18 protein-coding genes and 2 pseudogenes are annotated in these 24,878 nt (G+C 60.7%); 15 read left to right on the top strand and 5 right to left on the bottom strand.

What is annotated here, in order from left to right; translation table 11 throughout:
• Nucleotides 1–100 precede the first annotated feature (100 nt).
• From ACFSDX_RS20470 to ACFSDX_RS20455, 4 genes and pseudogenes are all read left to right on the top strand, one after another.
• Nucleotides 101–238 carry a hypothetical protein gene (locus tag ACFSDX_RS20470; protein ID WP_382316950.1) on the top strand — a complete coding sequence of 46 codons (138 nt, stop codon included), beginning with the start codon at nucleotides 101–103 and terminating at the stop codon, nucleotides 236–238.
• A gap of 15 nt (nucleotides 239–253) precedes the next feature.
• Nucleotides 254–1,144 (top strand): annotated as a pseudogene (locus tag ACFSDX_RS20465) (transposase); the annotation flags it as partial.
• A gap of 27 nt (nucleotides 1,145–1,171) precedes the next feature.
• Nucleotides 1,172–1,600 (top strand): transposase, encoded by a 429-nt coding sequence (locus ACFSDX_RS20460; protein ID WP_382316949.1) that lies wholly within the window; start codon nucleotides 1,172–1,174, stop codon nucleotides 1,598–1,600.
• Nucleotides 1,601–2,621: 1,021 nt separating this feature from the next.
• A complete protein-coding gene (locus ACFSDX_RS20455; RefSeq protein WP_382316947.1) occupies nucleotides 2,622–4,307 on the top strand; it encodes a twin-arginine translocation signal domain-containing protein in 1,686 nt (561 codons plus the stop codon).
• A 311-nt stretch (nucleotides 4,308–4,618) separates the two neighbouring features.
• Here ACFSDX_RS20455 and ACFSDX_RS20450 read toward each other — a convergent pair whose 3' ends face one another.
• The 4 genes from ACFSDX_RS20450 to ACFSDX_RS20435 form a co-directional block, all read right to left on the bottom strand.
• Nucleotides 4,619–4,855, bottom strand: a complete 237-nt coding sequence (locus ACFSDX_RS20450) for an integrase core domain-containing protein (RefSeq protein WP_382318198.1) — start codon at nucleotides 4,853–4,855, stop codon at nucleotides 4,619–4,621.
• Nucleotides 4,818–5,120, bottom strand: a complete 303-nt coding sequence (locus tag ACFSDX_RS20445; RefSeq protein WP_382316945.1) for a DDE-type integrase/transposase/recombinase — start codon at nucleotides 5,118–5,120, stop codon at nucleotides 4,818–4,820. The genes ACFSDX_RS20450 and ACFSDX_RS20445 overlap by 38 nt, the downstream gene beginning before the upstream one ends.
• 405 nt (nucleotides 5,121–5,525) lie before the next feature.
• Nucleotides 5,526–5,816, bottom strand: coding sequence for a transposase (locus tag ACFSDX_RS20440; protein ID WP_382316943.1), 291 nt, complete (start codon nucleotides 5,814–5,816; stop codon nucleotides 5,526–5,528).
• 110 nt (nucleotides 5,817–5,926) lie between these two features.
• Complete coding sequence (locus ACFSDX_RS20435) at nucleotides 5,927–6,934, bottom strand: LacI family DNA-binding transcriptional regulator (RefSeq protein ID WP_382316942.1); 1,008 nt, start codon at nucleotides 6,932–6,934, stop codon at nucleotides 5,927–5,929.
• A gap of 298 nt (nucleotides 6,935–7,232) precedes the next feature.
• On the opposite strand from ACFSDX_RS20435, the gene ACFSDX_RS20430 reads away from it, so the two are divergent.
• From ACFSDX_RS20430 to ACFSDX_RS20390, 9 genes are all read left to right on the top strand, one after another.
• Nucleotides 7,233–8,165, top strand: coding sequence for an aldo/keto reductase (locus tag ACFSDX_RS20430; RefSeq protein ID WP_382316940.1), 933 nt, complete (start codon nucleotides 7,233–7,235; stop codon nucleotides 8,163–8,165).
• Between the two features lie 102 nt (nucleotides 8,166–8,267).
• The gene (locus tag ACFSDX_RS20425) at nucleotides 8,268–8,642 is read left to right on the top strand and encodes an L-rhamnose mutarotase (protein WP_382316938.1); all 375 of its coding nucleotides are present in this window, start codon (nucleotides 8,268–8,270) and stop codon (nucleotides 8,640–8,642) included.
• A gap of 73 nt (nucleotides 8,643–8,715) precedes the next feature.
• The gene (gene fucP, locus ACFSDX_RS20420; RefSeq protein ID WP_382316936.1) at nucleotides 8,716–9,969 is read left to right on the top strand and encodes an L-fucose:H+ symporter permease; all 1,254 of its coding nucleotides are present in this window, start codon (nucleotides 8,716–8,718) and stop codon (nucleotides 9,967–9,969) included.
• 39 nt (nucleotides 9,970–10,008) lie between these two features.
• Complete coding sequence (locus ACFSDX_RS20415; protein WP_382316934.1) at nucleotides 10,009–11,025, top strand: zinc-binding alcohol dehydrogenase family protein; 1,017 nt, start codon at nucleotides 10,009–10,011, stop codon at nucleotides 11,023–11,025.
• A gap of 122 nt (nucleotides 11,026–11,147) precedes the next feature.
• On the top strand, nucleotides 11,148–14,195 hold the full coding sequence (locus tag ACFSDX_RS20410; RefSeq protein WP_382316932.1) for a SusC/RagA family TonB-linked outer membrane protein: 3,048 nt from the start codon (nucleotides 11,148–11,150) through the stop codon (nucleotides 14,193–14,195).
• Nucleotides 14,196–14,234: 39 nt separating this feature from the next.
• Complete coding sequence (locus ACFSDX_RS20405; RefSeq protein WP_382316930.1) at nucleotides 14,235–15,872, top strand: RagB/SusD family nutrient uptake outer membrane protein; 1,638 nt, start codon at nucleotides 14,235–14,237, stop codon at nucleotides 15,870–15,872.
• Nucleotides 15,873–15,980: 108 nt separating this feature from the next.
• A complete protein-coding gene (locus tag ACFSDX_RS20400) occupies nucleotides 15,981–17,621 on the top strand; it encodes an alpha-L-fucosidase (protein WP_382316928.1) in 1,641 nt (546 codons plus the stop codon).
• Between the two features lie 105 nt (nucleotides 17,622–17,726).
• Nucleotides 17,727–19,886, top strand: a complete 2,160-nt coding sequence (locus ACFSDX_RS20395) for a glycoside hydrolase family 43 protein (RefSeq protein ID WP_382316926.1) — start codon at nucleotides 17,727–17,729, stop codon at nucleotides 19,884–19,886.
• A 415-nt stretch (nucleotides 19,887–20,301) separates the two neighbouring features.
• Nucleotides 20,302–22,140 carry a glycoside hydrolase family 97 protein gene (locus ACFSDX_RS20390; RefSeq protein WP_382316924.1) on the top strand — a complete coding sequence of 613 codons (1,839 nt, stop codon included), beginning with the start codon at nucleotides 20,302–20,304 and terminating at the stop codon, nucleotides 22,138–22,140.
• A gap of 207 nt (nucleotides 22,141–22,347) precedes the next feature.
• Here ACFSDX_RS20390 and ACFSDX_RS20385 read toward each other — a convergent pair.
• A pseudogene (locus ACFSDX_RS20385) lies at nucleotides 22,348–22,473 on the bottom strand (transposase); the annotation flags it as partial.
• On the opposite strand from ACFSDX_RS20385, the gene ACFSDX_RS20380 reads away from it, so the two are divergent.
• Complete coding sequence (locus ACFSDX_RS20380) at nucleotides 22,435–22,758, top strand: winged helix-turn-helix transcriptional regulator (RefSeq protein ID WP_382318196.1); 324 nt, start codon at nucleotides 22,435–22,437, stop codon at nucleotides 22,756–22,758. The pseudogene ACFSDX_RS20385 and the gene ACFSDX_RS20380 sit on opposite strands and share 39 nt — an antisense overlap.
• Before the next feature lie 251 nt (nucleotides 22,759–23,009).
• Nucleotides 23,010–24,125 (top strand): Gfo/Idh/MocA family protein, encoded by a 1,116-nt coding sequence (locus tag ACFSDX_RS20375; RefSeq protein ID WP_382316922.1) that lies wholly within the window; start codon nucleotides 23,010–23,012, stop codon nucleotides 24,123–24,125.
• Nucleotides 24,126–24,878 lie beyond the last annotated feature (753 nt).

Here is a 24,878-nt window from a genome sequence, read left to right as displayed (position 1 = left end):
GAAAGTTTAAGGATGTTATTTTGATTAACTAATCGGTAGGCTCAATAAGGCACGGTGGCTATTGCAGAAGTAGGTGGCTGGCCAGCGGTACCTTAGGCCTATGCAGGGCCATAAGCAGTTCACCGATAACGTGCTGCGCTTTCGTTTGTCGGAGCGCGTACCGAAGCAGAATCTCTACCACCGCCTAGCCGAGCTGCTCGACTGGGACTTTCTCTACCAGCAGACCCAGAGCCTCTAAAGCCATACAGGCCAGCCCTCGCTGGACCCGGTGGTCTTCTTTAAGCTGATGCTGGTCAGCCGCCTGGAAAACCTGGTCAGCGACCGGCGCCTCGTTGAGCACTGCAGCTTGCGGCTGGACATCCTATACTTTCTGGGCTATGAAGTCGACGAAGACCTACCCTGGCACTCTACCATCAGTCGTACCCGCCAGCTCTACCCAGTCGCCGTTTTTGAGCACCTGTTCGACCACGTGTTTGCTCAATGCGTAGCCGCCGACTTAGTGACCGGCCACACGCAAGCCGTGGACTCGGCCCCAGTCAAAGCCAACGCCTTGCTCGAGCGCTTATGCGAAAAGCAGTCCGCCGAAGCACCCGCCCCCCCGCTGCACGTGGCCGGCGAGCCCGTGCCAGCTGGCCTAGCTGCTCTGCCAGCGGCCCTGCTCTCCAGCCCGGCGCATGAGCTGCGGCGCGTGGCCACCACCTACGCCCGCTACCTGCGCAACAACAGCGGTCCCTTGGGTCGCGACCGGGCCCAGGCCCGTTTGCTGAGCAACAAAACGCACTACAGCCCCACCGACCCCAACGCCCGCATCTCGGTCAAGCCGGGCAAGGCGCGCGCCCTCAACTACCTGTGCAGCATGGCCGTGGACGAAGGCCACGGCCTCATCAGTCATATCCAAGCCGATTTCGCCGACCGCCGTGATAGCGTGTTGCTGGAAAGTATCGTTGCGCCGCTCCACCAGCGCCTGCTCACCCATGACTTGCCGGTGCGAGAGGTAGTAGCGGACACCAATTATTCGAATGGCGTAAACTACGCCCTGCTCGAAGCGCGGGGCATCACGCCTTGGATTCCCGTTTTCGGCAAATACAAGCCCGAAACGGAGGGCTTTACCTACGATGCGGGAGCGACTGCTTTACCTGCTTAGCTGGCAAGAAACTACCTTTCAAAGCGTTTGACAAGAATCAGGACGGTAGGTTGGGGAAAATATACCGGGCGACTAGCCGGGACTGCCGCTTGTGCCCGCGTAAGCCGACCTGCGCCCCCAAGGTCAAGAAGCGGCAAATCATCCGCACGGCCCCGGGCCCTCACCCGACAGCAGAGCCGACAGGGTCAACGCATGCGCCGGCTGCGGCAGCGCACGATTGAACCCGTGTTTAGCAGCTTACTCCAGCACTACGGCCTACGCCGGGTCAATACGCGAGGTCGCAGTGGCGCCCACAAAACGATGCTACTCACGGCCATTGCCTTCAATCTCAAAAAGCTGCTCAAGCACCAGCCTAAGAGAACTCTGCGCCTGGCCATGGCCCTGCCTAGGATGCCCCTAGAAGGGCAGTTTTTGCCCTATTGGCGGGAGCCTTACCGCCGGCAGTGTCCGCAGTAGGAACGAGTCAAGAGTTCTGCAACAGCCCCTGCACCTTACGGACCCGCTTGTTTAGCATCGGTGCAACCCTATTTCTAGCTCGCAAACACACTTGTTACGGACTTTCTGAGTCACTTGCCCTGCTCAGTACTTTCTGAGCCCTCTGAAGGCGCGCCTTGCTGAGCCACCTAGGTAAGTAGCTGAAAAGTCATGGCATGCTGGATTCATAATAGCCAGGAAAAAAGGCAATGATTGATTCAGCCCGCCGAGACTCTTCGTAGTAAGCTCCGATCCCCTGCTTATAACTTGTCCAGCCGGCCTCGTCTTGTGTCAACCCAGAGTCATCATGAAACAATGCCAGGGCCTTCTTTTTCGATAAGGGCAGCAGAGATACGCCATTTAACAGCACGCGGGCCGGCCGAGTGAACGCTAGTGCCGCACATATTTCCCCTTCCTGGTAGATGACAACAGGCCTAACGACGGGTAGTAATCGGTATCTTCAACTTCGGCACGTAAAAATTGTGTGGGCGTTTCGGCCAACTGTGCCCGTATTGCTGACCGGTTCATACCGAAGCGCAATGCATCCGCTCCGAGGTCAGGTGTAAGGGTAAAAGTCATGTCGCAAGATGGACTTTTAGAATACCGCTCCAACAAACGCTCCTTTTCGGATACCAGGAAGCTTCTTAATAGTTCAGGCCCTTATCTGGCAAAAAAGCGATACCTAAAACAGGTTTACCCAATCTAAAGTGACGTTTAGGCACTCCTAATGGCTTTTTGATACGCCACGCAAGTGGGCTGGCTGCCAAACGCGACTTTTGGACCAAACTTTTAACCAAGGCCCATAACTCATGGCAATCCATCTAGGCCCGTATTTTGGACCAACGGGGCGGCAAGTGAGTGTGGGGCGTGGAGGCCGACCACGCCCCCTAACGGATTAGGACCAGGCCAGTCGTTGGAAGTGCCCGTACCACAACGGCCCCGCAAGCCGCGAGATTCTGCGCCGTAGCGCCTACATTTCAGGCTCTCATCAACGTGCCTACCCGTGAACAGAAGAAATTTCCTTCAGTTTTCCGGCGCTGCGCTGGGCAGCCTAGTAACCTTAGCAGCTGTGGGCCCCGCGGCCGCCCCCGCCGAGACTGTGGAGCTGCCCACCCGCGTGCTCGTGCGGCTCGGTCCGGGGCCCCAGGCGCAGGCGCTGGTGGCTGCCGACGGCCGCCGTTCCTGGACCTACCGCGATGTGACGGTGCGCCTGGTGCCGCAGGCTGGCGGGGGCCTGGCCGTGGCCGTGCAGTCGCCCACCCTGCCCTTGCACGCCGTGGAGCTGCACTGGCGCTACGCCGTTCCGGCCGGGGCCACCGTGCTCGGCGACGCCTGGGAGCGCACCTACGGCGACGTGCACTTTCAGCCGCCCGCCCTGGCCCGCCCGCTGCCCTGGTACCTGGTGCAGCACGACCCGCGCAGCGGCCGCACGGCTTGCTTTGGGGTGCGTACGGGGGCCCGCACTTTTTGCCACTGGCAGGTGGGCAGCGGTCAGCTGCAGCTCACCCTCGATACGGAGAGCGGCGGGGTGGGCGTGCGGCTGGGGGCCCGCACGCTGGCCGCCGCCACGGTGCTGGCCACCACGAGCCGGCCGGGCGAAAACGCCTTCGCCACGGCCCACCGCTTTTGCGGCCTGATGAGCCCCGCCCCGCGGCTACCGCGCCAGCCCGTGTACGGCATCAACGACTGGTACTTTGCCTACGGCAACAACTCGGCCGACCTGATTTTGCAGCACACCCGGCTGCTGGCCGACCTCATGCCAGCCGGCGATAACCGCCCGTTTTCGGTCATTGACGCTGGCTGGGCGGCCTACGCGCCTGCCCTACCCAACGACGGCTCGTGGAACGACGACTTCTCGCGGCCTAATGCCAAGTTCCCCGACATGAGCAAGTTAGGAGCCGACATTCGGCAGCTAGGCATGCGGCCGGGGCTGTGGATGCGCCCGCTCTGCGCCCGCCACGACGCGCCGGCCAACCGGCTGCTACCCCGCATCGCGGGCCGTAACGACCCGCGCCGGCCCGTCCTCGACCCCACCATCCCCGAGAACCTGGCCGGTATCCAACGCAATTTTGCCACTTACCAAGCGTGGGGCTATGACCTGGTGAAGCACGACTTTAGCACCTATGACTTGCTGGGCCGCTGGGGCTTCGATATGAAGGAGCGCCTCACGCCCGCCGGCTGGCGCTTCCACGACGACACCCGCACCACGGCCGAGATTACGCTGGCCCTGTACCAGGCCATGCGCGACGCGGCGGGGCCTGCCTACCTCATCGGCTGCAACACCGTGGGCCACCTGGCGGCGGGCCTGTTTGAGCTGAGCCGCACCGGCGACGACACCAGCGGCCAGGAATGGGACCGCACCCGCAAAATGGGCGTCAACACGCTGGGTTTCCGGCTGGTGCAGCATAACCAGTTTTTTGCCGTTGATGGCGACTGCGTGGGCATCACGCCCAAGGTAGCCTGGGCCCAGAATGCGGAGTGGCTGCGCCTGCTGGCCGGCAGCGGGGCCCCGTTGTTCGTGTCGGCCCAGCCGGAGGCCATCGGTGCCCCCCAAAAAGCCGCCCTGACGGCCGCCCTCGCCCAAGCCGCCCGCCCAATGCCCGTGGGCGAGCCACTCGACTGGCTCACTACCTTATGCCCCACCCGGTGGCGGCTCGATGGCCAAACTACCACCTTCGACTGGAGCTAGCTGCCCGCCAGTAATGTACCCCTATGAACTGCTTGCTGCTCACCGTTTCCCTGCTGCTGCCGGCCGCTGGGGCCCTGGGCTCAACGTATTCCCTGCAGGACTAGTGGGCCCTGAGCAATGACAAAATCCTGGCCACCGCCGCCATCCAAAAGGCTGTTGATGCCTGCAACCAGGGCGGCGGCGGCACCGTGAAAGTACCGGCCGGCACGTACCTGGTGGGCACCATCACGCTGAAAACTAACGTCAATCTGCACCTTAGGCCTTGGTTAAAATTTTGGTATTGGGGTGGTCCAATAGAAACGGACAGTGAGCTAAGATATACTGATTTGAAAGTCGCGTTCAAATTGGTGCGGCGAGCGATAACCCAGCGCGGAGTGCCGACGGTCGAGATTAAAGTAGGTGTCGAGGTAGTGGGCGACCTCTAAACGGGCCTCTTTGAGGCTAGCAAAGGCGCCACCGTTCGGGAGCAATTCGGTTTTGAGTGTGCTCCAGCCCGCCTCGGCCTGGGCATTATCGTAGGGGGTACCCGGCCGGCTGTAGCTGGCCAGTGCCTGAGCTTGTTCGATGCGTGCCCGGCACGCTGAGCTGGTGTATTGGCTGCCCCGGTCGGCGTGGATAATCAGGCCAGGAGCTGGCTGGCGCAGCGTCAGCGCCTGCTCTAGGCCTGTCTAGGCCTGTGAGCACTAGCTCGGTGGGCATCTGCTGGTCGAGGTGCCAGCCGACTGCACGCCGCGAGCAGGTATCGCGCCAGGTGGCCAGAAAGCACCAGCGCCCGCCGACTAGCGGCAGGTAGGTGATATCCCCCCGACCCACACCTGATGGGGGGCCGTGGGCGCGGGCTGGTTAAGCAGCAAGTTTTCGGCCACGACCGCTTCGGGGGCGGCCACGGTGGTGCGCGGGCGTTGCGGCCGCGTACTCAGCGCCCGCAAGCCGCGGCGATTAGCCAGCTGCGCAGCGCATAGCGCCCGACAGCGTGCCCTTCCGCGCGTAATTCTGCCCGTAGGCGGCGGGTGCCATAGCGCTGGGCATGGCCAGAAATGGCGGCGGTGGCCGCAGGCTCCCAAGCGGGTGTTAGCCGCGCTGGCCGGCTCCGCCACTGCTAGTAGCTCGCCACACTGACCGCTAGCACGCGGCAGAGCCCCTGTACCGGCTCGGTAGCAGCAAGCTGCTCGATAAACTGGTAACGGCTCATAACTGAAGCGGTTGGGAGAGCCTGCGTCAAAAGCAGGCACTGGTCACGACTTTTTTTAACATATCGCGTTCCTGTTCCACGCGTTTGAGCTCGGCGCGCAGGCGTTTAATCTCTGCGCGCTCTGCGCTGGTAGGCACGGCCTCGGCTAACGCCTCGCGCTGCCAGCGGCCAAGCAAAGCGGGCGAGAGACCCTGGGCGCGAGCCACGTCGGTTTGCCGGGCCCCAGCGGCCACCTGGCGCACGCACGCGGCTTTAAAAGCCGGCGTGTATTTCTTGCGGGTCAGCGGCGAGCCGCTCGGAAGTGTTTTGTCAGCCATGAGCAGTGGAAGGAAGACTTGCCACTGGCTGTTTTTACTCGACCACCTCACCTTCACGTCTCTCTTCTGGTCGGTGTAGGTAGATTACTTCAAACGGCCTTAATATTTCTTCATAGAGAAGACTCGCGCACTACCAGCTGCGTGGCCAGCACCACCTGGCGCGGGGGTACATTGCCCTTGGTTTGCTCCAGAAATAAGAGCGCCGCCGTGCGCCCCATCTCAAATGTGGGATGCATGACGGAGGTCAGCATGGGCTCGACCACCGTGGCATGGTACTCGTCGGTGAAACCCACCAGTGCCACATCGGCCGGAATGCGCAAGCCCTGCCGCCGTATTTCCTTCATGGCGGCAAAAGCCGTGGTGTCGTTTACGCCAAAAATGGCATCGGGCGGCTCGGGCAGGGCTAGTAGCTGCTGGGTGGCCGCAGTGGCGCTTTCGGCGCTGAGGTCGGAGGACACGAGCAGTTGCGCATCGAAAGCCAGGCCCTCGGTGGCGAGGCCTTCGCGGTAGCCGGCCACCCGCTCGCGGCTGATGTTGAGCGCCGCCGGCCCGGCGATGTGCGCGATGCGCCGCCGGCCCTGCGCCACAAAGTGCCGGGTGATGCGGCAGGCGGCCGCCTGATTATCGACTACCACGGTGGGTACCTCCGTGGGGCGGCACACGCGGTCGAAGAACACGAGCGGCGTGCCGGCGGCCAGCAGCGGGTCGAAATGCGCGTAGGTGCGCGTTTCCTGCGACAAGCACATGATAATGCCCTCCACGCGCAATTGCAGCAGGTTGGCGAGGCACTCTTGCTCCTTCTCGAAGCTCTCGTAGCTGCACCGAATCACGATGTAGTAGCCGTGCTCGATGGCCACGCTCTCGATGCCGCTGATGATGGAGGCGAAGAAATGGGTAACCAGCGCCGGCACAATGACCCCAATGATGCGGGTGGCATTCTTGAGCAAGCCCATGGCCAGCGGGTTGGGGCTGTAGTGCAGCTCCTGGGCCAGCTGCTGCACCCGCTGGGTGAGTTCGGGGCCAATGTCGGGGTGGTTGCGCAGGGCCCGCGACACGGTGGAGATGGATACGTTGAGCGCCTGGGCTAGCGTCTTCAGCGAAACGGGACGTTTGCTCATGGCGAGTACTTCTAGGATAATAATAAGGTAATAATACAGGCTGCCCGGCGCAACTAAGCTGGGTGCAGTGCTCACTACGCGCGCCTACCTAGGTCCACTTACATACCTCCTCGATACGGGTCCAAAACTAACGCGCTGCTGGGTGGCACTTATTTTTTTCTCCGCAAAGCTTTGCGCAAAGCTTTGCGGAGAAAAACTTGCAATAACCTGATAAACAGTTGGTTTTACCCTATTAGCTTTGGCCACTGCAGGTCCTCACAGGACAATTAGTTTCTATCCAATCTACTTCTCCCACCCCATGCACTACCGCCAGGTCGGCCGTACCGATATGCACGTATCCCCCTTAAGCCTAGGGGCTTCGGCCCTGGGTGGGGTGTTTGAAGACATTGACCCAGCGCAGGGCATCCGCACCGTGCACGAAGCGGTGGCGCAGGGTGTCAATTTTATCGACGTGGCCCCGTACTACGGCTTTACCAAGGCCGAGGCCGTGCTGGGCCAGGCCCTGCGCACCCTGCCCAGGCCGCAGTATTTGCTCTCGACCAAAGTAGGCCGCTACGGCCACAACGGCGTAAAAACCTGGGATTACAGCGCCGCCCGCGTAGCCCAAAGCGTGGACGAGAGCCTGACCCGCCTGCATACCGACTACCTCGACCTGCTGAGCGTGCACGATGTGGAGTTTGCTGACCTAGAGCAGGTTATTCACGAAACTATTCCGGCCCTGCACGCCCTCAAGGCGGCTGGTAAGGTGCGCTACATCGGCATCACGGGCCTGCCGCTGGCCAAGCTGCACTACATCCTCGACCGGGTGCCGGCCGGCACCCTCGACACGGTGCTTTCCTTCTGCCACTACTGCCTCAATGACGATGCGCTGGCCGAGCACGTGGCCTACTTCGAAGAGCGCGGCGTGGGTGTTATCAATGCCGCGCCGCTGGCCATGGGGCTGCTTTCGGCCCAAGGGCCGCCGGCCTGGCATCCGGCCTCAGCCGCCCTCAAGAAGCACGCTCGGCGGGCCGCGGCCCACTGCGCCAGCCAGGGATATCCCATTGAGCAGCTGGCCATTCAGTTTGCGGTGAGCCACCTGGGGCTGGCCACTACCCTGGTGAGCGCTGCCTGCCCGCGCCTGATGCGCCAGAACATTGAATGGGCCGCCACGCCCCCCGACCCCGACCTGCTACGCGAGGTGCGCGCCCTGCTGCACCCCGTGCTGGGCGAAACCTGGGACAACTCCTGACGAAAGAATTAAAAATTATAAATGAAAAATTAAAGCCTTAAGTAGTTGGTAAGCAAATTTTTAATTCATCATTTTTAATTTTTAATTCCCTTATCCCCACCCATGGCCTACGCCGAAGATGCCCGCCCTACCCCCTTCAAACGATACTGCAAAGCCCTGCGCCTGCAAGCCGATACCGAGTTGCTGGCCGCCTATCGCCATCTGCACGCCCCTGGCAATGCCTGGCCCGAAATAACCCAGGGCATGCGCGAAGTCGGCATTCTGGACATGGAAATATACCTCATTGACAACCAGGCCTTCATGCTAATGGACACGGTGCCGGAGTTCGACCACGACCAGGCCATGCAGACGCTGGCCACCAAGCCCCGCCAAGCCGAATGGGAAGCCCTGGTCGCCCCGTTTCAGCAAACCACGCCCGACGCCACGGCCGCCGAAAAATGGCAGCTGCTCGAGCGCATCTACAAACTGGGCGCCTAGGCTGCCCCGACTGCTCTAGCCCGGCGGCCTCACGCTATTGGCTTTTCTCTACCCTTCTCTCTCCATCCCACCCGTGACCGCTGCCCGCACTACTACGTTTGCCGTTGGCCTGATAACCTGCCTGTTCTTCCTCTGGGGCTTCGCGCTGAATCTGAACCCGATTCTGATTCCGCACCTCAAGAAGGCCTGCCAGCTTACCGATGGCCAGTCGGCGCTCATCGATTCGGCCTCCTACCTAGCTTACTTTCTGCTGGCGCTGCCGGCCGGGCAGTTCATGAAGCGCTTCGGCTACAAGGGTGGTATGTTATTGGGTTTGGGGCTGTTTGCCACCGGCGCGCTGCTGTTTTATCCCGCGGCTGCGCTGCGCTCCTACGCCTTTTTTCTGGGGGCGCTGTTCGTCATCGCCTCCGGCCTCACGTTTTTGGAGACGGCCGCCAACCCCTACATCACCGGCCTGGGTAGCCCCGAGGGCGCTACCCAGCGGCTAAATTTTGCGCAGTCGTTCAATGGCCTGGCGGCCACGCTGGCGCCGCTGCTGGGCGGCATTTTCATCCTATCTGGCAAGAGCCCGAGTAGCGCGCAGCTGGCCGCGCTGTCGCCCGCCGCGCTCGCGGCCTACCTCGACCACGAGGCGGCGGCCGTGCAGGTGCCCTACCTGCTCATCGGGGGTTTCGTGCTGCTCATCGCCCTGCTGCTGTGGCGCACGCCCCTGCCCGCCCTGGCCGAGGAAGAAGTCGCTGCTACGGCCGATGGCGGCCTGTGGCAGCAAAAAAACCTGGTATTCGGGGTGCTGGCGCAGTTTTTCTACGTGGGGGCGCAGGTTTGCGTGAGCAGCTTTTTCATTCGGTTTGCCAGCAGCGTGGCGGGGATGGAGGAGAAATTGGCCGCCCAGTACCTGGCAGTGGCTTTGTTTGGGTTCATGGCCGGGCGTTTCCTGGGCACGGTGCTGATGCGCTTTGTACCGGCAGCGCGGCTGCTGGCCCTCTACAGCGTGCTCAATGTGGGCCTGCTGGTGCTGGCCACCACCCTGCACGGCACGGGGGCGGTATATGCGCTGCTGGGCGTCGAGTTCTTCATGTCCATCATGTTTCCGACCATCTTTTCGCTGGGCATTCGGGGGCTGGGCGCCCGCACCAAGGATGGCTCGGCGCTGCTGGTGATGGCCATTGCGGGCGGGGCCGTGCTGCCGGTGGTGATGGGCCATGTCTCCGACGCCAGCACCATCCAAACTGCCTACCTGGTACCCGCGCTTTGCTTTTTGGTGGTGCTGGGCTTCGCACTACGCAATAGTTCGGTGAAGCAGCTCACGCTCGTCACGGCCCACTAGTCTCGCTATTATCTCTCTAAAAAAAATAGCTTATAAACTATGAACACCCTCGTTTGCCTAGCCCCCGGCACCCTGGCCTACCAAGACCGTCCTGCCCCAACGCCCCGGCCGGGCGAGGCGCTGCTGCGCATCCGGCGGGTGGGCATCTGCGGCACCGATTTGCACGCTTACGAAGGCACGCAGCCGTTTTTTAGCTACCCTCGGGTGCTGGGCCACGAGCTAGCCGGCGAACTGGTGGACACGGGCGGGGCCGCCGGCTTTGCCGTGGGTGAGGCCGTGACCTTCATCCCGTACCTCCACTGCGGGCACTGCGTGGCCTGCCGCGCTGGCAAGCCCAATTGCTGCGTGCACATGCAGGTGTGCGGCGTGCACGTGGACGGTGGCATGACCGAGCTATTGGCCGTGCCGGCTAGCGCGCTGGTAGCCGGCCAGGGCCTGGGCTACGACGAGCTGGCCCTGGTAGAACCGCTGGCCATTGGGGCGCACGGCGTGCGGCGAGCCGCTGTGCAGCCCGGCGAGTGGGTGCTGGTGGTGGGCGCCGGCCCCATCGGGCTGGGCGTGATGGAGTTTGCCCGCATCGCGGGCGGCCAGGTCATTGCCCTGGATGTGAACGAGCAGCGGCTGGCTTTCTGCCGCGAACGGCTGGGCGTAACCCACACGATTAACGGACGCAACGTGGACGTGGCCGAAGCGCTACGCACCATCACCGATGGCGACATGCCCACGGTGGTTATCGACGCCACGGGTAGCCTAGGGGCTATCAACCAAGGCTTTGCCTACCTGGCCCACGGCGGGCGCTACGTGCTGGTGGGCTTGCAGAAGGGCGATATCAGCTTTTCGCACCCCGAGTTTCACAAGCGCGAGGCTACCCTGCTGAGCAGCCGCAACGCCACCCGCCAGGACTTCGAGCACGTGCTGGGCGCCATGCGCGCCGGGCAGGTGCAGCCCACTACCTACATCACGCACCGCGTGGCCTTCGGGCAGGTAAGCCAAGAGTTCGCCACCTGGCTTGACCCTGCCAGCGGGGTCATCAAGGCCATGATTGAGCTGCCCTAGGCCCCAGCGGCCCTGCTAATCACGCAGCCGCCCAACCGCTTGTACAAAACCGCGACCTAGGGCCGCCAGCTACTTCGCGCCCCTCTATCAAATCTATTTTCCCACTCAACCCCCTGCAAACCATGAAAGTACCGTTTTACTTCCTCCTGTTTGCTACGCGCCGGCCACTGGGCCTGGCGGTAGCTGGCCTAGGGCTGGCGCTGGCGCCGCTGGCCGCCCAGGCGCAGGCCGCCCGCACCGTGTCGGGCACCGTCACCGATAACACCGGCGCGGCGCTGCCCGGCGTGACCGTGCTCCAAAAGGGTACCACCAACGGCCAGAGCACCGGGGCCGATGGTAAGTTCAGCATCTCGCTGCCGGCGGGGCCGGCCACGCTGCAATTTTCGTTCGTGGGCTACGCCAGCCAGGAAGCACCCATCACTGACCAAACTACGCTGGCCGTGACCATGGGCGCATCGGCCAAGGGCCTCGACGAGGTGGTGGTAGTGGGCTACGGCACCCAAAAGAAGGTGAACCTGACCGGCGCGGTATCCACAATTTCGTCGGCCGACATTGATAACCGGCCCATTACGCAGGCGTCGCAGGCGCTGGCGGGCTTGGCGCCCGGCGTGCAGGTGCAGCAGTCCGGCGGCCGGCCGGGGGCCAATGGCGCGAACATCACGGTGCGGGGCATTGGCACATTTAATTCGGGCAGCGCGCCGCTGGTGTTGATTGACGGCATCGCGGGCTCGATTGACGACGTGGCGCCCGACAATATCGGCACCATCACGGTGCTCAAGGATGCGGCGTCGGCGGCCATTTATGGCAACCGGGCGGCCAACGGCGTTATCCTGATAACGACCAAGCGTGGGCAGGCCGGCAAGATGGACGTGAGCTACAACAACTACGTGGGCTGGGAGCGGGTGACCCGGCTGCCGCAGTTCGTGAACTCGGCCACCTACGCCCGCCTCACCGGCGCGTCGGCCCAGACCGTAGCCAACTACGAGGCCGGCACCGATACCGATAACTACGGCAATGTGAACCACCTGAGTGATTTGCTGCACTCGGGCTCGGGCTTCCAGCAGTACCACAACCTGAGCTTCGCGGGCGGCGAGAAGAATACCACCTACCTGTTTTCGGCCAGCTACCGCGGCCAGGATGGCATCACGGCCGAAACCAACAACAAGCGCTACGATTTTCAGGCCAACATCGACAGCAAGCTGCGCGATAATTTGACGCTGAAAACCAGCCTGCTCGGCTACTCCCAAATTCGCAACCAGCCGGTGTCCAACTCGGCGGGCATCGATGGCATCATCGGCTTTGCGGTACGCGAGCCCAATACCTATGCCGGCCGCAAGTCGGACGGCACCTACGGGCACCAGGATTTCTACTCGCCCGAGGCCTGGCTCGACGCCGATGGCTTCGATAATTTCCGGGCCAAGAACTTCTACGGCAACACGTCTCTCATCTATGAACCTATTAAGGGCCTGGCCTTTACCGGCACGGCGGGCTACCACTACTACACCAGCACCACGACTACGTACCGGCCCGACGTCTACCTCGACAAGAACACCTACGTGGGCCCCAACAACCTCTACAATGGCACGACCGATGGCCAGGAAGTGACGCTGATTGGCCTGGCGACCTACGCCAAGTCTATCAAGGACAACAACTTTAAGGTGCTGCTGGGCTACCAGCAGGAAGACCACCGCGACAACTCGTTTTCGGCCTACCGCGACCGCTTTCCCAACAACCTGCTCTACCAGCTCGACGCGGGCGCCAGCACCAACCAGCAGAACAGCGGCTCGGCCGGTGAGTACGCGTTCCGCTCGTATTTCGGGCGCCTCAGCTACAACTACAACGAGCGGTATTTGCTCGAAGTGAATGCCCGCTATGACGGCTCGTCGCGGTTTGCGTCGGGCAACCAGTACGGCTTTTTCCCGGCCGTGTCGGCGGGCTGGCGCTTGTCGGAAGAATCCTTTTTGAAGGACAAGACGACCTGGCTGGATGAGCTGAAAATCAGGGGTTCGTACGGTACGCTCGGCAACGCCAATGTTGGTACGAATGGTAATATTAACAACTACCCCTACCAGTACACCTACAGCACGGGCACGCGCTACAACTTCGGCGGCACCATTGCGCCGGGCGCGGCCGTTACTTCGGCAGCCAACGCCAACATCAAGTGGGAAACCACCACGTCGAGCGACATCGGCCTGGATTTCAGCGTCTGGAAAGGCAAGCTCAGCGGCTCGTTCGACGTGTACCAGCGCACCGCCAAGAACATCCTCTACCAAGTGCCCGTGTCGGGGGCGCTGGGCCTGGATGCGCCCATCGTGAACGCCGGCTCGATTCGCAACCGCGGCTTCGAGGCTAGCCTGACCTATAACGCCACCGCCGGCGCGTTCCGCCTGGCCGTGACGCCCAATTTCTCTTATAACCAGCAGCAGGTCATTCAGATAGCCGGCGATTTGCAGTCGGTGATTCCGACCTTCTTCGTGGGTCAGCCTCTCAATTCCATCTACGGCTACGTGGCCGACGGCCTCTTCACGAACACCGACGACGTGGCCAGCTACCCCGCGCAGCCCACTCCGGGCCAGCCGGGCACTATCCGCTTCAAGGACATCAGCGGCCCCAACGGCGTGCCCGATGGCAAAGTGGACGCTACCTACGACCGCACCATCATCGGCACCCGCAACCCCAAAACGTCCTACGGCCTCAACATCAACGCCGGCTACAAGGGCTTCGATTTGTCGATGCTGTTCCAGGGCCTGGGCGACTATACCGTGCAAATGTCTTCGTACCAGGCCTATGCCTACTACAACGGCGGCAACATTCAGCAGTGGCAGGTGGACAACGCCTGGACGCCTGAAAACCCCGACCCCAACGCCAAGTACCCGCGCATCACGAACCTGAGCCAGGGCAGCGCCAACGTGCAAACCAACTCGTTCTGGAACCGCTCGGGCACCTACCTGCGCTTCAAAAACCTGCAAATCGGCTACACCATCCCGGCCGGGCCGCTGGCCAAGCTGCACGTGAGCAAAGTGCGGGTGTTCGCGGGCGGCCAGAACCTCTTCAGCCTCAATAGCTTCTACCCCGGCTGGGACCCCGAAAACAGCCAGGGCACGGGCGACAACCCGAGCTTCTACCCGCTCACGGCCATCTACACCTTTGGCCTGAACATCAAGCTGTAACCGAAACTATCTCACTGAATTCCCACCCTCGCTATCGTCATGAAAAAGAATCAGATTTCGGTTAAAAGCCTGACCTCGGCCCTGGCCTGCGGGCTAGCCCTGCTGGGCACCGCCGGCTGCAAAAAAGACCTGCTCGACAAGCAGCCCCTCTCGTCCATCTCCGACGCTACTTTCTGGAAAACCGCCAACGACGCTACCCTGGCCCTGAACGGGGTGTACGACACCGGGGCGGGCTTCACGGGCTACAATTTCTGGGCCGGCACGTCGATGGTGAACCTCGACCTGATGGCCGGTAATGGGTCCGAGAAAGAGCTCATTCCCGACCAGTTTACCAACGGCACGCTGAGCTCGGCCTACAGCTACGTAGGGTCGTATTATTCGCAGGCTTACCGCCAGATTACGCGCTGCAATAACTTCCTCGACAACATCGACAAGGTGACGATGGATGCCACGCAGAAGGCCACTATGGTCAACGAAGTGCGTACCCTGCGGGCCTACAATTACTTCAACCTAGGGCTGTATTTCGGCGCCGTACCGCTCATCGAGCACGTGCTCACGGTAGACGAGGCCAACAGCATTGCCCGCACGCCCCAGGCCACGGTGTGGGCATTTTGCGAAACGGAATTGAAGGCCGCTGCGGCCGTGCTGCCGCCTTCGGTATCCGACGCCCAGCAGGGCCACATGACGGCCGCCAGCGCCCTGGCTATCCTGGGCCGCGTGCAGCTAGCCGAAAAGAAGTGGGCCGATGCCGCCACCAGCTACAAGACCATCATGGACTTTGGCTACTACACCATCGACCCGCGCTACCGCGAGCTATTTCTGAACGCGGGCGAGCTGAGCCACGAGGTTATCATGTCGCAGCAGTACATCCGCGACACCTACAACCAGGCGCTGCTGCAATACCTGACGCCCGAAACCTGGGGTGGCTGGCACCAGTACTCGCCTTTTAATGAGCTGGTTAAAACCTACGAATGCACCGACGGGCTGCCCATCACGCAGTCGCCGCTCTACGACAAAAACAACCCCTACGCCAACCGCGACCCGCGGCTCGACTTCACGGTCATGATTTCGGGGCGCACCACGTTCCGGGGCATCACGTACTCGGCCGTGCCCGGCACCACCCTGCCCGACCGCCTCAACCAGTACCCTGGCGTGTGGAGCGGCTACGCCATCTACAAGTTCTTGGAAGACGACCCAGCCGTGGCCACGACCTCAAACGACGGTAACAACATGCCCCTCATCCGCTACGCCGAGGTGCTGCTGGGTTACCTAGAGGCCCGGCTGGAATTGGGCGCCGGCGTTGACCGAGCGCTGCTCGATGCCACCATCAACAAGGTGCGGAGCCGGGCCGCCGTGCACATGCCCGCCGTGACGACTACCGACCCCACGGCCCTGCGCACCATCCTGCGCCGCGAGCGCCGCGTGGAGTTTGCCTTTGAGGGTATCCGCTACTTTGACTGCCTGCGCTGGGGTATCATCGGCGCCGAAAACAACCAGCAGTTCACGGGCATGAAGCTCACCAACACACCGGCCACCTACACCGCCTACCCCGTCGATGCGGACGGCTACTACATTTACAAGAAGCGCAATTTCATCGTCGGCCGAAACGAGCTGTGGCCCATCCCGCAGTCGGAGCGCGACTTGAACAAGAATCTGACGCAGAATCCGGGGTATTAAGCACGTAGCGCGGACTTTTAGTCCGCGAGTGTCAGGCAACAGCTTTACTCACTCGCGGACTAAAAGTCCGCGCTACTGCGCAATCACTCTCAATTTCTCTCCCCAACAATGAACCGCAGAACCCTCCTTAAAAACCTCGCCCTGGCCGCCCCCGCCGCCTGGCTGCCCAGCGTAGTCGCCGGCCTCAACTGGAGCCCGCTGGCCCCGGCCGCCTTCCAGCCCACCTGGGATTCCTTGGCCCAGTACCAGACGCCCGAGTGGTTTCGGGATGCCAAATTCGGCCTCTGGGCGCACTGGGGGCCGCAGTGCCAGCCCGAGCGCGGCGACTGGTACGCCCGCGGCATGTACCAGGAGGGCTCGGACCAGTACAAATACCACGTCGAGAAGTACGGCCACCCATCCAAGTTCGGCTTCAAGGACGTGATAAACGAGTGGAAGGCCGAGGAGTGGAACCCTGAGGAGCTGCTGGCTTTGTACAAGAAAGCCGGCGCCAAGTACTTCGTGTGTTTGGCTAATCACCACGACAACTTCGACCTCTTCGACAGCAGCCACCAGCCCTGGAACTCAACCCGCCTGGGCCCCAAAAAAGACCTGGTAGGCGGCTGGGCCAAAGCCGCCAAAAAGCAGGGTCTGCGCTTCGGCGTCAGCGTGCACGCCGCCCATACCTGGAGCTGGCTCGAAACCAGCCAGCGCGCCGACAAAGACGGCCCGCTGGCCGGCGTGCCCTACGATGGCAAAGTGACCACCGCCGACGGCCAGGGCAAATGGTGGCAGGGCTACGACCCGCAGGCCCTCTACGCCCAAAATCACCCCCTGAGCCAGAACAGCCAGGACAACGGCATGATACACCGGCAGTGGGACTGGGGCAACGGCGTGACGCCGCCCAGCAAGGAGTACTGCGAGAAGTTCTACAACCGCACCATCGAGCTGCTGGACAAGTACGAGCCCGACGTGGTGTATTTCGACGATACTGCCCTGCCGCTGTGGCCCGTGAACGATGCCGGCCTGCGCATCGCGGCGCACATGTACAACACTAGCACCCAGCGCCACGGCGGGCGCAACGAGGCCGTTATCCTGGGCAAAATCCTGACCCCGGCGCAGCGCAAGTGCATGGTCTGGGACATCGAGCGCGGCCAGAGCAACGAAATCGAGCCCCTGCCCTGGCAAACCGATACCTGCCTGGGCCAGTGGCACTACGACCGCCGCATCTACGACCAGCACGGCTACAAGAGCGCCCAAACCGTCATTCACACCCTCGTCGACGTGGTGAGCAAAAACGGCAACCTGCTCGTGAGCGTGCCCGTGCGCGGCAACGGCAGCATCGACGACCAGGAGCGCGCCATCGTGGAGGGCATCGCCGCCTGGATGCAGGCCAACGGCGAAAGCATCTACGGCACCCGGCCCTGGAAAATCTTTGGCGAAGGCCCAGCCCAGGCCGCCGCTGCCGCCCTCAGCGCCCAGGGCTTTAACGAAGGCAAGGGCAAGCCTTTCGGGGCCGAGGATATCCGCTACGTCACCAAGGGCAAAACACTATTTGCCACCGCCCTCGGGTGGCCCACGAGCGGCCGGCTGCTGCTCAAGTCGCTGGCCGCGGGTGGGCCGCACTACACGGGTAAGGTCAAGCAGGTGGAGTTGCTGGGCGCGCCGGGCAAGCTCAAGTTTGAGCACACCAAGGAGGGCTTGGCCGTGGTGCTGCCCGCCCAAAAGCCCAACGACATTGCCTACGCGCTCAAGATTATGTCGGTCTAGCGGGGTCAGTTCGAGCAGTTACTCTGCGTCCGTTTGCGCCGGGGCAAACTGGTTTCATAACCGGATAATTACTGTATGTTTTCTAACCGATTGAATCTTGCTTTTTTGCGTTTGCGGCGTGTCGGCTGGGCTAGTGTGCTGGCCCTGGGGCTGGCCGCGCCAGCGGCCGCCAGCACCCCGCCTAAACCCGAAAAGCCCAGCGCCTACTTATTCGTGTACTTCACCGGCAACGACAAAAAGGAGGAGGCCATTCGCTTTGCCCTCAGCCCCGATGGCTACCACTACACGGCGCTGAACGGCAACCGGCCGGTTATCAACTCGGCCGCCATCAGCCAAACCGGGGGCGTGCGCGACCCGCACATTTTGCGCGGTGCCGATGGCAAAACGTTCTTCATGGTGGCTACCGACATGGTGTCGGCCAAGGGCTGGGACTCGAATCGGGGCCTGGTGCTGCTGCGCTCCACGGACTTGCTCAACTGGACATCGAGCGCCGTGCATTTTCCCAAGCGCTACGCGGGCCAGGAAACGCTGAAGCGCGTGTGGGCCCCGCAAACCATCTACGACGCCCAGGCCAAGAAGTACCTGGTGTATTTCTCGTTGCAGTACGATAAGCAACCTGACAAAATCTACTACGCCTACGCCAACAAAAGCTTTACTGACCTGGAAGGCGAGCCTAAGCAGCTGTTTTTCAGCCCCACCAACGGCTCGTGCATTGATGGCGACATCGTGGCCAAAGGCGGCAAGTACTACCTATTCTTCAAAACCGAAGGCCAGGGCAACGGTATAAAAGTTGCGGTGTCGGATAAGCTCACCAGCGGCTACGTGCAGCGCGACCCCTACGTACAGCAAACCACCAGCCCGGTGGAGGGCGCGGGCACGTTTAAGCTCAATAATTCCGACGACTACATCCTGATGTACGACATGTACACCAGCGGCAAGTATCAATTTACCCGCACCCGCGACCTGGCGCACTTCGCGGTAGTGGACGGCGAGGTGAGTATGAATTTTCACCCGCGCCACGGTACCGTGCTGCCCATCACGGCCGGCGAGGCCACGCGCCTGGCCAACCGCTGGCTGGCTCCCGCCGACGTGCTGGCGATGACCCAAAACCCCGCCCTCCGGCCGCACAACACGGTGGTGGACAGCGCGGCAAGCAAGGTAGCCTTTCTGGTGCTGCCGGGCACCAACCGGCAGGCGTTTGACCTGCAGCTCAGCCACCCGTTCCTGCCCGTGTCGCCGAGCGGCGCGCAGAACTTCGCCCCAGGTCCCGTGACGTACACCGTGGGCCAGGGCGCGGCCCGGCGCCCGTACCAGGTGAGCGTGACCGAAACCCACAACCCCGCGCTGAACGGCTACTATGCCGACCCGGCCATCCTCTACGCCGAGAAAACGGGCAAATTCTACCTCTACCCCACCACCGACGGCTTCACGGGCTGGTCGGGCACGTATTTCAAGACTTTTTCGTCGCCGGACCTGGTGAACTGGAAGGATGAGGGGGTGATTCTGGATTTACCCAGGGACGTAGCGTGGGCGAAGAAGAGCGCCTGGGCCCCGTGCATTATCGAGCAAAAAACGGCCACTGGCTATCGTTACGCGTATTATTTCTGCGCGGGCGCCAAAATTGGGGTGGCCTTATCGGATAGCCCCACCGGGCCATTCCAGGACACCGGCCAGCCCCTGCTCGACAAGCTGCCGGAAGGCGTGAAAGGCGGCCAGCAGATAGACCCGGCCGTATTCAAAGACCCCAAAAGCGGCAAGACCTACCTCTACTGGGGCAATGGCTACTTGGCCGGCGCTGAGCTGAATGACGACCTGGTATCGCTGAAGCCCGGCACCACGCGGGTGCTAACGCCCGATGCCACCTTCCGCGAGGGCGGCCACGTGCTGTATCGCAACGGCACCTACTACTTTATGTGGAGCGAGGACGATACGCGCAGCCCCAACTACCAGGTGCGCTACGGCACAGCCGCCTCGCCGCTCGGACCCATCACGGTACCCGCCAACAACTTAGTCGTCAGTAAAAATGCCGCGGCGGGCATTTACGGCACGGGCCACAACTCGACCATCCAGGTGCCGGGCCGTGACGAGTGGTACCTGGTGTACCACCGTTTTACCTACCCCCAGGGCATCAAGATGGGCGACGAGGCTGGTTTTCACCGCGAGGTGTGCATCGACAAGCTGGAGTTTAATGCTGACGGCAGTATCCGGCCTGTAGTGCCTACCCACGCGGGCATCTCGCCGGTGCGGGTAAATAAGCCGCAGTAGCTGCGCCGTGCCTGGGCGAGCCGTGCCTGGTAATCAGCATGGGGCGTGCTTAAACTGCGCTTGTGGGCTTACTTACGAAAGTGAACCAACGGCCAGTAGAGCAAAAGGGGACCTAGCAGCGCCCAAAGGCACGTCTTGCTGGCTTTGGCCAGGTCTCCAAAGTATCTAATTCCATCTTATGCTTGCGGAAAAAACCTTCTATCTGCTTGATGTTGATGGCTGACTTATTTCAGAACAATGCGTTCTCCGCTAGCCCATTAGCTCCGGATTCCAGAAAAATAAGCTGGCGCAGTTGCCTTGGCTGACCATTCTCTCTGCTAAGTTCCTTTTCTTGTGAGCTGGCCCATTCTACCCGCGTACTTCAACCGCAATGTTCATAAAAGCTGGTCTCTCTTATTTGCTACTGCTGCTACCGTTGCTGCTCCGCGCCGAATCTAATTATCCTGCTTCTGCACGCCAAGCAGCGCAGCACAAGCCCCTGGCAACGCTGGGGTCGCCTGATAAAGCGCTGCGACTGCAGTTTTATTATGACCGCGCCGGCGCTATCACCTACACTTTTAGCGCGCAATCAAAAGTCTTGCTGGCAGACTCAAAACTAGGCTTGCAGCAACCTGGCGCCCCACCCGCGCCCACCGTTTCGCGCCGCGCGGTTGATGCCGTCTGGAAGCCAATTTGGGGGAAAAGGGCCGTTGTACCCGAGAAGTATAACGAGCTTACTTTTAACCTGAAAACGTATAAAATAATAGCGCGGGCTTACAACGAGGGCATCGCTTTTCGCTACGACTATCCCGCTGACAAGGCTGTTACTGAGCTAACCACTTTTGCTTTTGCCGGTAATTACACCGCCTGGTATTACAACGGCGAAAACCATAATCTTGGCCCCGAAAAATTAGCAGATTGCGACGGCAAGCGCATGCCAGTCATGACCATCAAAGTGGATGGTGGTATCTACCTGGCCCTGCACGAAGCAGATTTGGTGAGCGGAGAACCGCTGCTGCTCCAATCTAAGAAAGGGGAAAACCGCTTCACCATCGCGTCTCAGCCCACGACCGCTTGGAAGGTGGTAATGTATGGCAAGACAGCAGGGGACCTAGTCGATTCGCACCTGCTCGAATTGCTGAATCCGGCGCCCGCGAGCGGCCAAGACTTTTCCTGGGTTAAGCCGGGGGTTGCCCTCTGGGACTGGCGCATCAATGGCGCGCACACCGAAGGTTTTGCGTACGACATGTCGCTGCCTTCCTGGAAAAGAATGGTGGACTTTGCCGCAGCCAACCAGCTCCCTTACCTCGTGCTGGATGCCGATTGGTACGGGCCCGAATTTGGCAAAGAATCGGACCCGGTGAAGGGCGGCAAAGTGGCACAGGTGCACGAGATTATTGCCTACGGCAAGAGCAAAGGCGTTGGCATTTGGCTCTACCTCAATGATGTAGGCGGCCGCAACTACGCCCTAGACCAAACCTTGAAACGCTACCACGATTGGGGCGCGGCCGGAATCAAATACGGGTTTATGTCCGGTAATCCCACCGAGAAAAACCAACGCACGCGCATGATTACCGAGCTGTGCGCGCAGAATCGCCTGCTGTGTGATTTTCATGATGGGCCGACGCATCCCTACGGGCAACTGCGCACCTTCCCCAACGCCCTGACCCGCGAGTATTGCAAGGCCCAGCTCGACGGCCACCAGGTGGTGGAGCCCAAGACCTTTGTCACGTCGGTTTTTGTCAACATGGTGGCCGGCCCGCTCGATATGGGCAACGGCTTTGCGAGCCTCTCGCAGACCGGTAGAGTTGATAATTCCTCTCCGGTGCCCTCGACCCTGGCTGGTGAGGCGGCGCGCACGCTCATTGTATTTTCGGGCGCTACCATTATCCCCGACATCCCGGAGAACTATCAAAAACACCCAGAGCTACTAGCCTTTATCGCGGCGCAAAAAATGCCCTGGCTCGCTAGCAAAACGGTGCAAGGCGAGATTGGCGAGTACATCGTCATGGCCCGGCAGGCCCAGGATAAAACCTGGCTGCTTGGCGCCGCCACGAACGAACAAGCCCGCGAACTGGCTATTCCGCTCGCTTTCTTAGGTAAAGGGCGCTACACGGCCACCCTTATTCAGGATGGAGCCCAGGCCGACTACCGCACCCAGCAAGAAAGCTATACCACGGATAAAAAGCAAGTTAGCGCCACCGATATCATCCGGGTAAAGCTGGCTCCTGGAGGTGGTGCATGTCTAATTTTGAAGCAGGCAACTGACATCTGAATGCTTCTGCTTTAGCTTCCGGACAAGAGTGCTTGGCTCGTTGTACCTACTTCATATCTTATGGGTGTCGCACGAAAACCTGAACAGAAAACCCTACCAATAAATCTGGTTCTGCTAATCACCAACTCGCAGATGCTGTTATCCGCCTTTCTTTGCCTATCCCAAGAATTGCATTAAGAACTCTTGGTCCACTAGGGCGTGTGGACATTAGAGTAACCAGACGAAAGCAGCGGCGCAGTAGGCAAGGGCCAGGAAGGAGGCTGTTTTTTCGTAGCGGGTGGCCAGACGGCGGTACTGCTTGAGCCGATTGAAGAAGCGTTCGACTTTGTTGCGGTCGGCCTCAAGCAGGCCTTTCCTACCTTGTCGGACCAAGTGCTTGGTCAGCGCTTAGCCGAGTTGGTGCGCGAGCAACTAGTCGAAAAGACTGCGGTGGCAGACACCATCCCGCCACAAATTCGCTACACGCCCACACCCAAGGGGCGCGCCCTGCTGACTATTATCGATGCCCTGCAACACTGGGGTCAACAGGATTGGTCCAGCGACCAGCCGCGAGGGAAGCTGGCTTACCTATTACTGGGAATTACGCGAACGCCCGTCCCACTACGTCGTATAGCATAGTCGGATGTGAACGGCATTCATACGCCAATCTGCTAATAGACTCGTGGCCGATTTTTAAGCTGGGGTCATGAATTGACTCAGCTTTCACCTAGCAGCCTAAAGGTGCTGTTGCCAACGCATAGCTGTACCCGCTACGCCCTATTCGTAGTTACCCCTGCCTAAACTCAGGCGCATCACCCAGAAAATCATGGCCTCACTTCCGTCGGCCTTGGCTAGTCGGGCAAGGAATTATCACCTAACCAGTTATTTTTATGTTTGAACACACCAAGAAAGTTCGCTACGCCGTTGTGGCCGGTGGCCAGATTTCGCAGCAGGCGTTTATGCCCGGCATTGCGCGCACCAACAATTCCGAGCTCGCGGCGCTAGTGACGGGTGACCCAGTTAAGGCCGATGAGCTAGCCGACCAGTATAACATTAAGGCGTGGTCGTACGAGGAGTATGGCGCGTTGTTGGCCTCGGGCGAAATCGACGCCGTATACGTGGCTACCCCCAATGCGCTGCATACCCCCTTCGTAGTAGCCGCGCTGGAGGCTGGTATCCACGTGCTGCTGGAAAAGCCTATGGCCTCGAGCGTAGCGGAAGCTGAGCAAATCCTAGCAGCGCAGCAAAAAAGCGGGGCTAAGCTGATGATTGCCTACCGCCTGCACTATGAGCCCGGCAATGTCGAGCTATTTACGCGGGCCCAAAACGGAGACTTTGGCGAGTTGCGAGCCTTCTCCTCCGTTTTCGCCCAGAATGTGGCGGAAGCCAATTCGCGCGGCCACAATGGGTACTGGGGCGGGCCGGTGCCCGACATGGGCACCTATCCGCTCAATGCAGTCCGCAACTTCTTCGACGAGGAGCCCATCGCCGTGCACGCCGTCGGCACGAAAACGCCGGAGCGCGGCTTCAACTTTCACGATACGGTGGCCGTGACCCTGCGCTTCGCCAGTGAGCGCACCGCCCAGTTCACCGTTAGCTACGCGACAGCGTCGGCTGAGAGCTTTACCTTAATTGGCACCAAAGCCACAGTTTACGCCTCACCCTGCTTCATGTTTGGGCCCAAGGTGGGTATCTCCTATATTGAGAAAACCGAAGAGGGCAGTAAAACACACGAATTCAAACCTGTTGAGCAGTTTGGCAACGAAACCCAGTACTTTTCCGACTGCATCCTCCACGACCGTCATCCGGAAGCCGACGGCGAAGAAGGCCTGCTGGATGTGCGCGTGCTAGCTGCCGTCGAGCAGTCGTTAGCAAGCGGCGAAACGGTGTCGTTGCCCCCCGTGCAGCGCCGCCGCCGCGTGCAAGCCGACCAGGCCCTGGAGCTGAAGCCAGCGAAGGAACCTAGTGAAGACGATATGATTAGCATTATTCCGCAATCAGCGTAGCCACTACCTTTCTACTAGCGCCTTCCGCAAGTTGGTTCCTTACGAGCCGTTATTTCACCTTACATAAGGCTTCAGGGCTGCACTCATTGGCTATCGGCTTGTCGATGAACGAGACTGTTAGCTTCCATATCGTCTCTCCCTCTACCGAATAAGGTTTCTCCTCACACCTCATCGTAGAATAGGTTTGGCAGCAGCATGTTATTACGCCTTGAGGTGGGCTTTGCTTAAATGTTCTTACGTGTTAACTACAGCCAGCCCCGGCCTTCGCGAAGGCCGGGGCTGGCTGTAGTTAACACGCATCGTACCTGAGCGGTACTCTAAGTCGGATTGTCAAACTCAATGTTGATGAGTAACAATTGTGATACCTAAACTTATTGAGCTGGATTGGCATAAAATTTCATCCGATAAGAGAAGGTTATCAGTCCTTAAGAATCGAAAGCGCACCATTAAAATGCGGTGCCACTTCAGGCCCCACAATGGCTGTTCACCTGCTTCTCGTCAACGTGGTTGTCAGGGTCTACCACTGCTTGGCTTAGAAAGGCTAAACTCAACCCTGCTAACTTCAGACAACTTGGTTGCTTGCCGCACAGGTTTCCGACCATTGGGAGCGGCGTACCCTATCGTAAAGGATATTCGGCTGGGCACCCGCTTTACACAGCACGCACTGACCAACTAGTAGTTATCATTTAGCAGTCGCCCTTTTTGAAGCAACTCATGTCGCCGCGCGAATCCCTCAGCCAGTTTCACCAGCAC

The organism is Hymenobacter bucti (genome assembly GCF_042681145.1).
GTDB classification, from domain to species: Bacteria; Bacteroidota; Bacteroidia; order Cytophagales; family Hymenobacteraceae; genus Hymenobacter; species Hymenobacter bucti.
This window is presented reverse-complemented; position numbering and strand designations above follow the sequence as displayed.

Excerpts from the sequence above, each read along its gene's own strand:
- ACFSDX_RS20435 (WP_382316942.1), bottom strand. The coding sequence starts at position 6,934 with ATGAGCAAACGTCCCGTTTCGCTGAAGACGCTAGCCCAGGCGCTCAAC.
- ACFSDX_RS20400 (WP_382316928.1), top strand. The coding sequence starts at position 15,981 with ATGAACCGCAGAACCCTCCTTAAAAACCTCGCCCTGGCCGCCCCCGCC.
- ACFSDX_RS20425 (WP_382316938.1), top strand. The coding sequence starts at position 8,268 with ATGGCCTACGCCGAAGATGCCCGCCCTACCCCCTTCAAACGATACTGC.
- ACFSDX_RS20430 (WP_382316940.1), top strand. The coding sequence starts at position 7,233 with ATGCACTACCGCCAGGTCGGCCGTACCGATATGCACGTATCCCCCTTA.
- ACFSDX_RS20440 (WP_382316943.1), bottom strand. The coding sequence starts at position 5,816 with ATGGCTGACAAAACACTTCCGAGCGGCTCGCCGCTGACCCGCAAGAAA.
- ACFSDX_RS20410 (WP_382316932.1), top strand. The coding sequence starts at position 11,148 with ATGAAAGTACCGTTTTACTTCCTCCTGTTTGCTACGCGCCGGCCACTG.
- ACFSDX_RS20470 (WP_382316950.1), top strand. The coding sequence starts at position 101 with ATGCAGGGCCATAAGCAGTTCACCGATAACGTGCTGCGCTTTCGTTTG.
- ACFSDX_RS20405 (WP_382316930.1), top strand. The coding sequence starts at position 14,235 with ATGAAAAAGAATCAGATTTCGGTTAAAAGCCTGACCTCGGCCCTGGCC.
- ACFSDX_RS20375 (WP_382316922.1), top strand. The coding sequence starts at position 23,010 with ATGTTTGAACACACCAAGAAAGTTCGCTACGCCGTTGTGGCCGGTGGC.
- ACFSDX_RS20415 (WP_382316934.1), top strand. The coding sequence starts at position 10,009 with ATGAACACCCTCGTTTGCCTAGCCCCCGGCACCCTGGCCTACCAAGAC.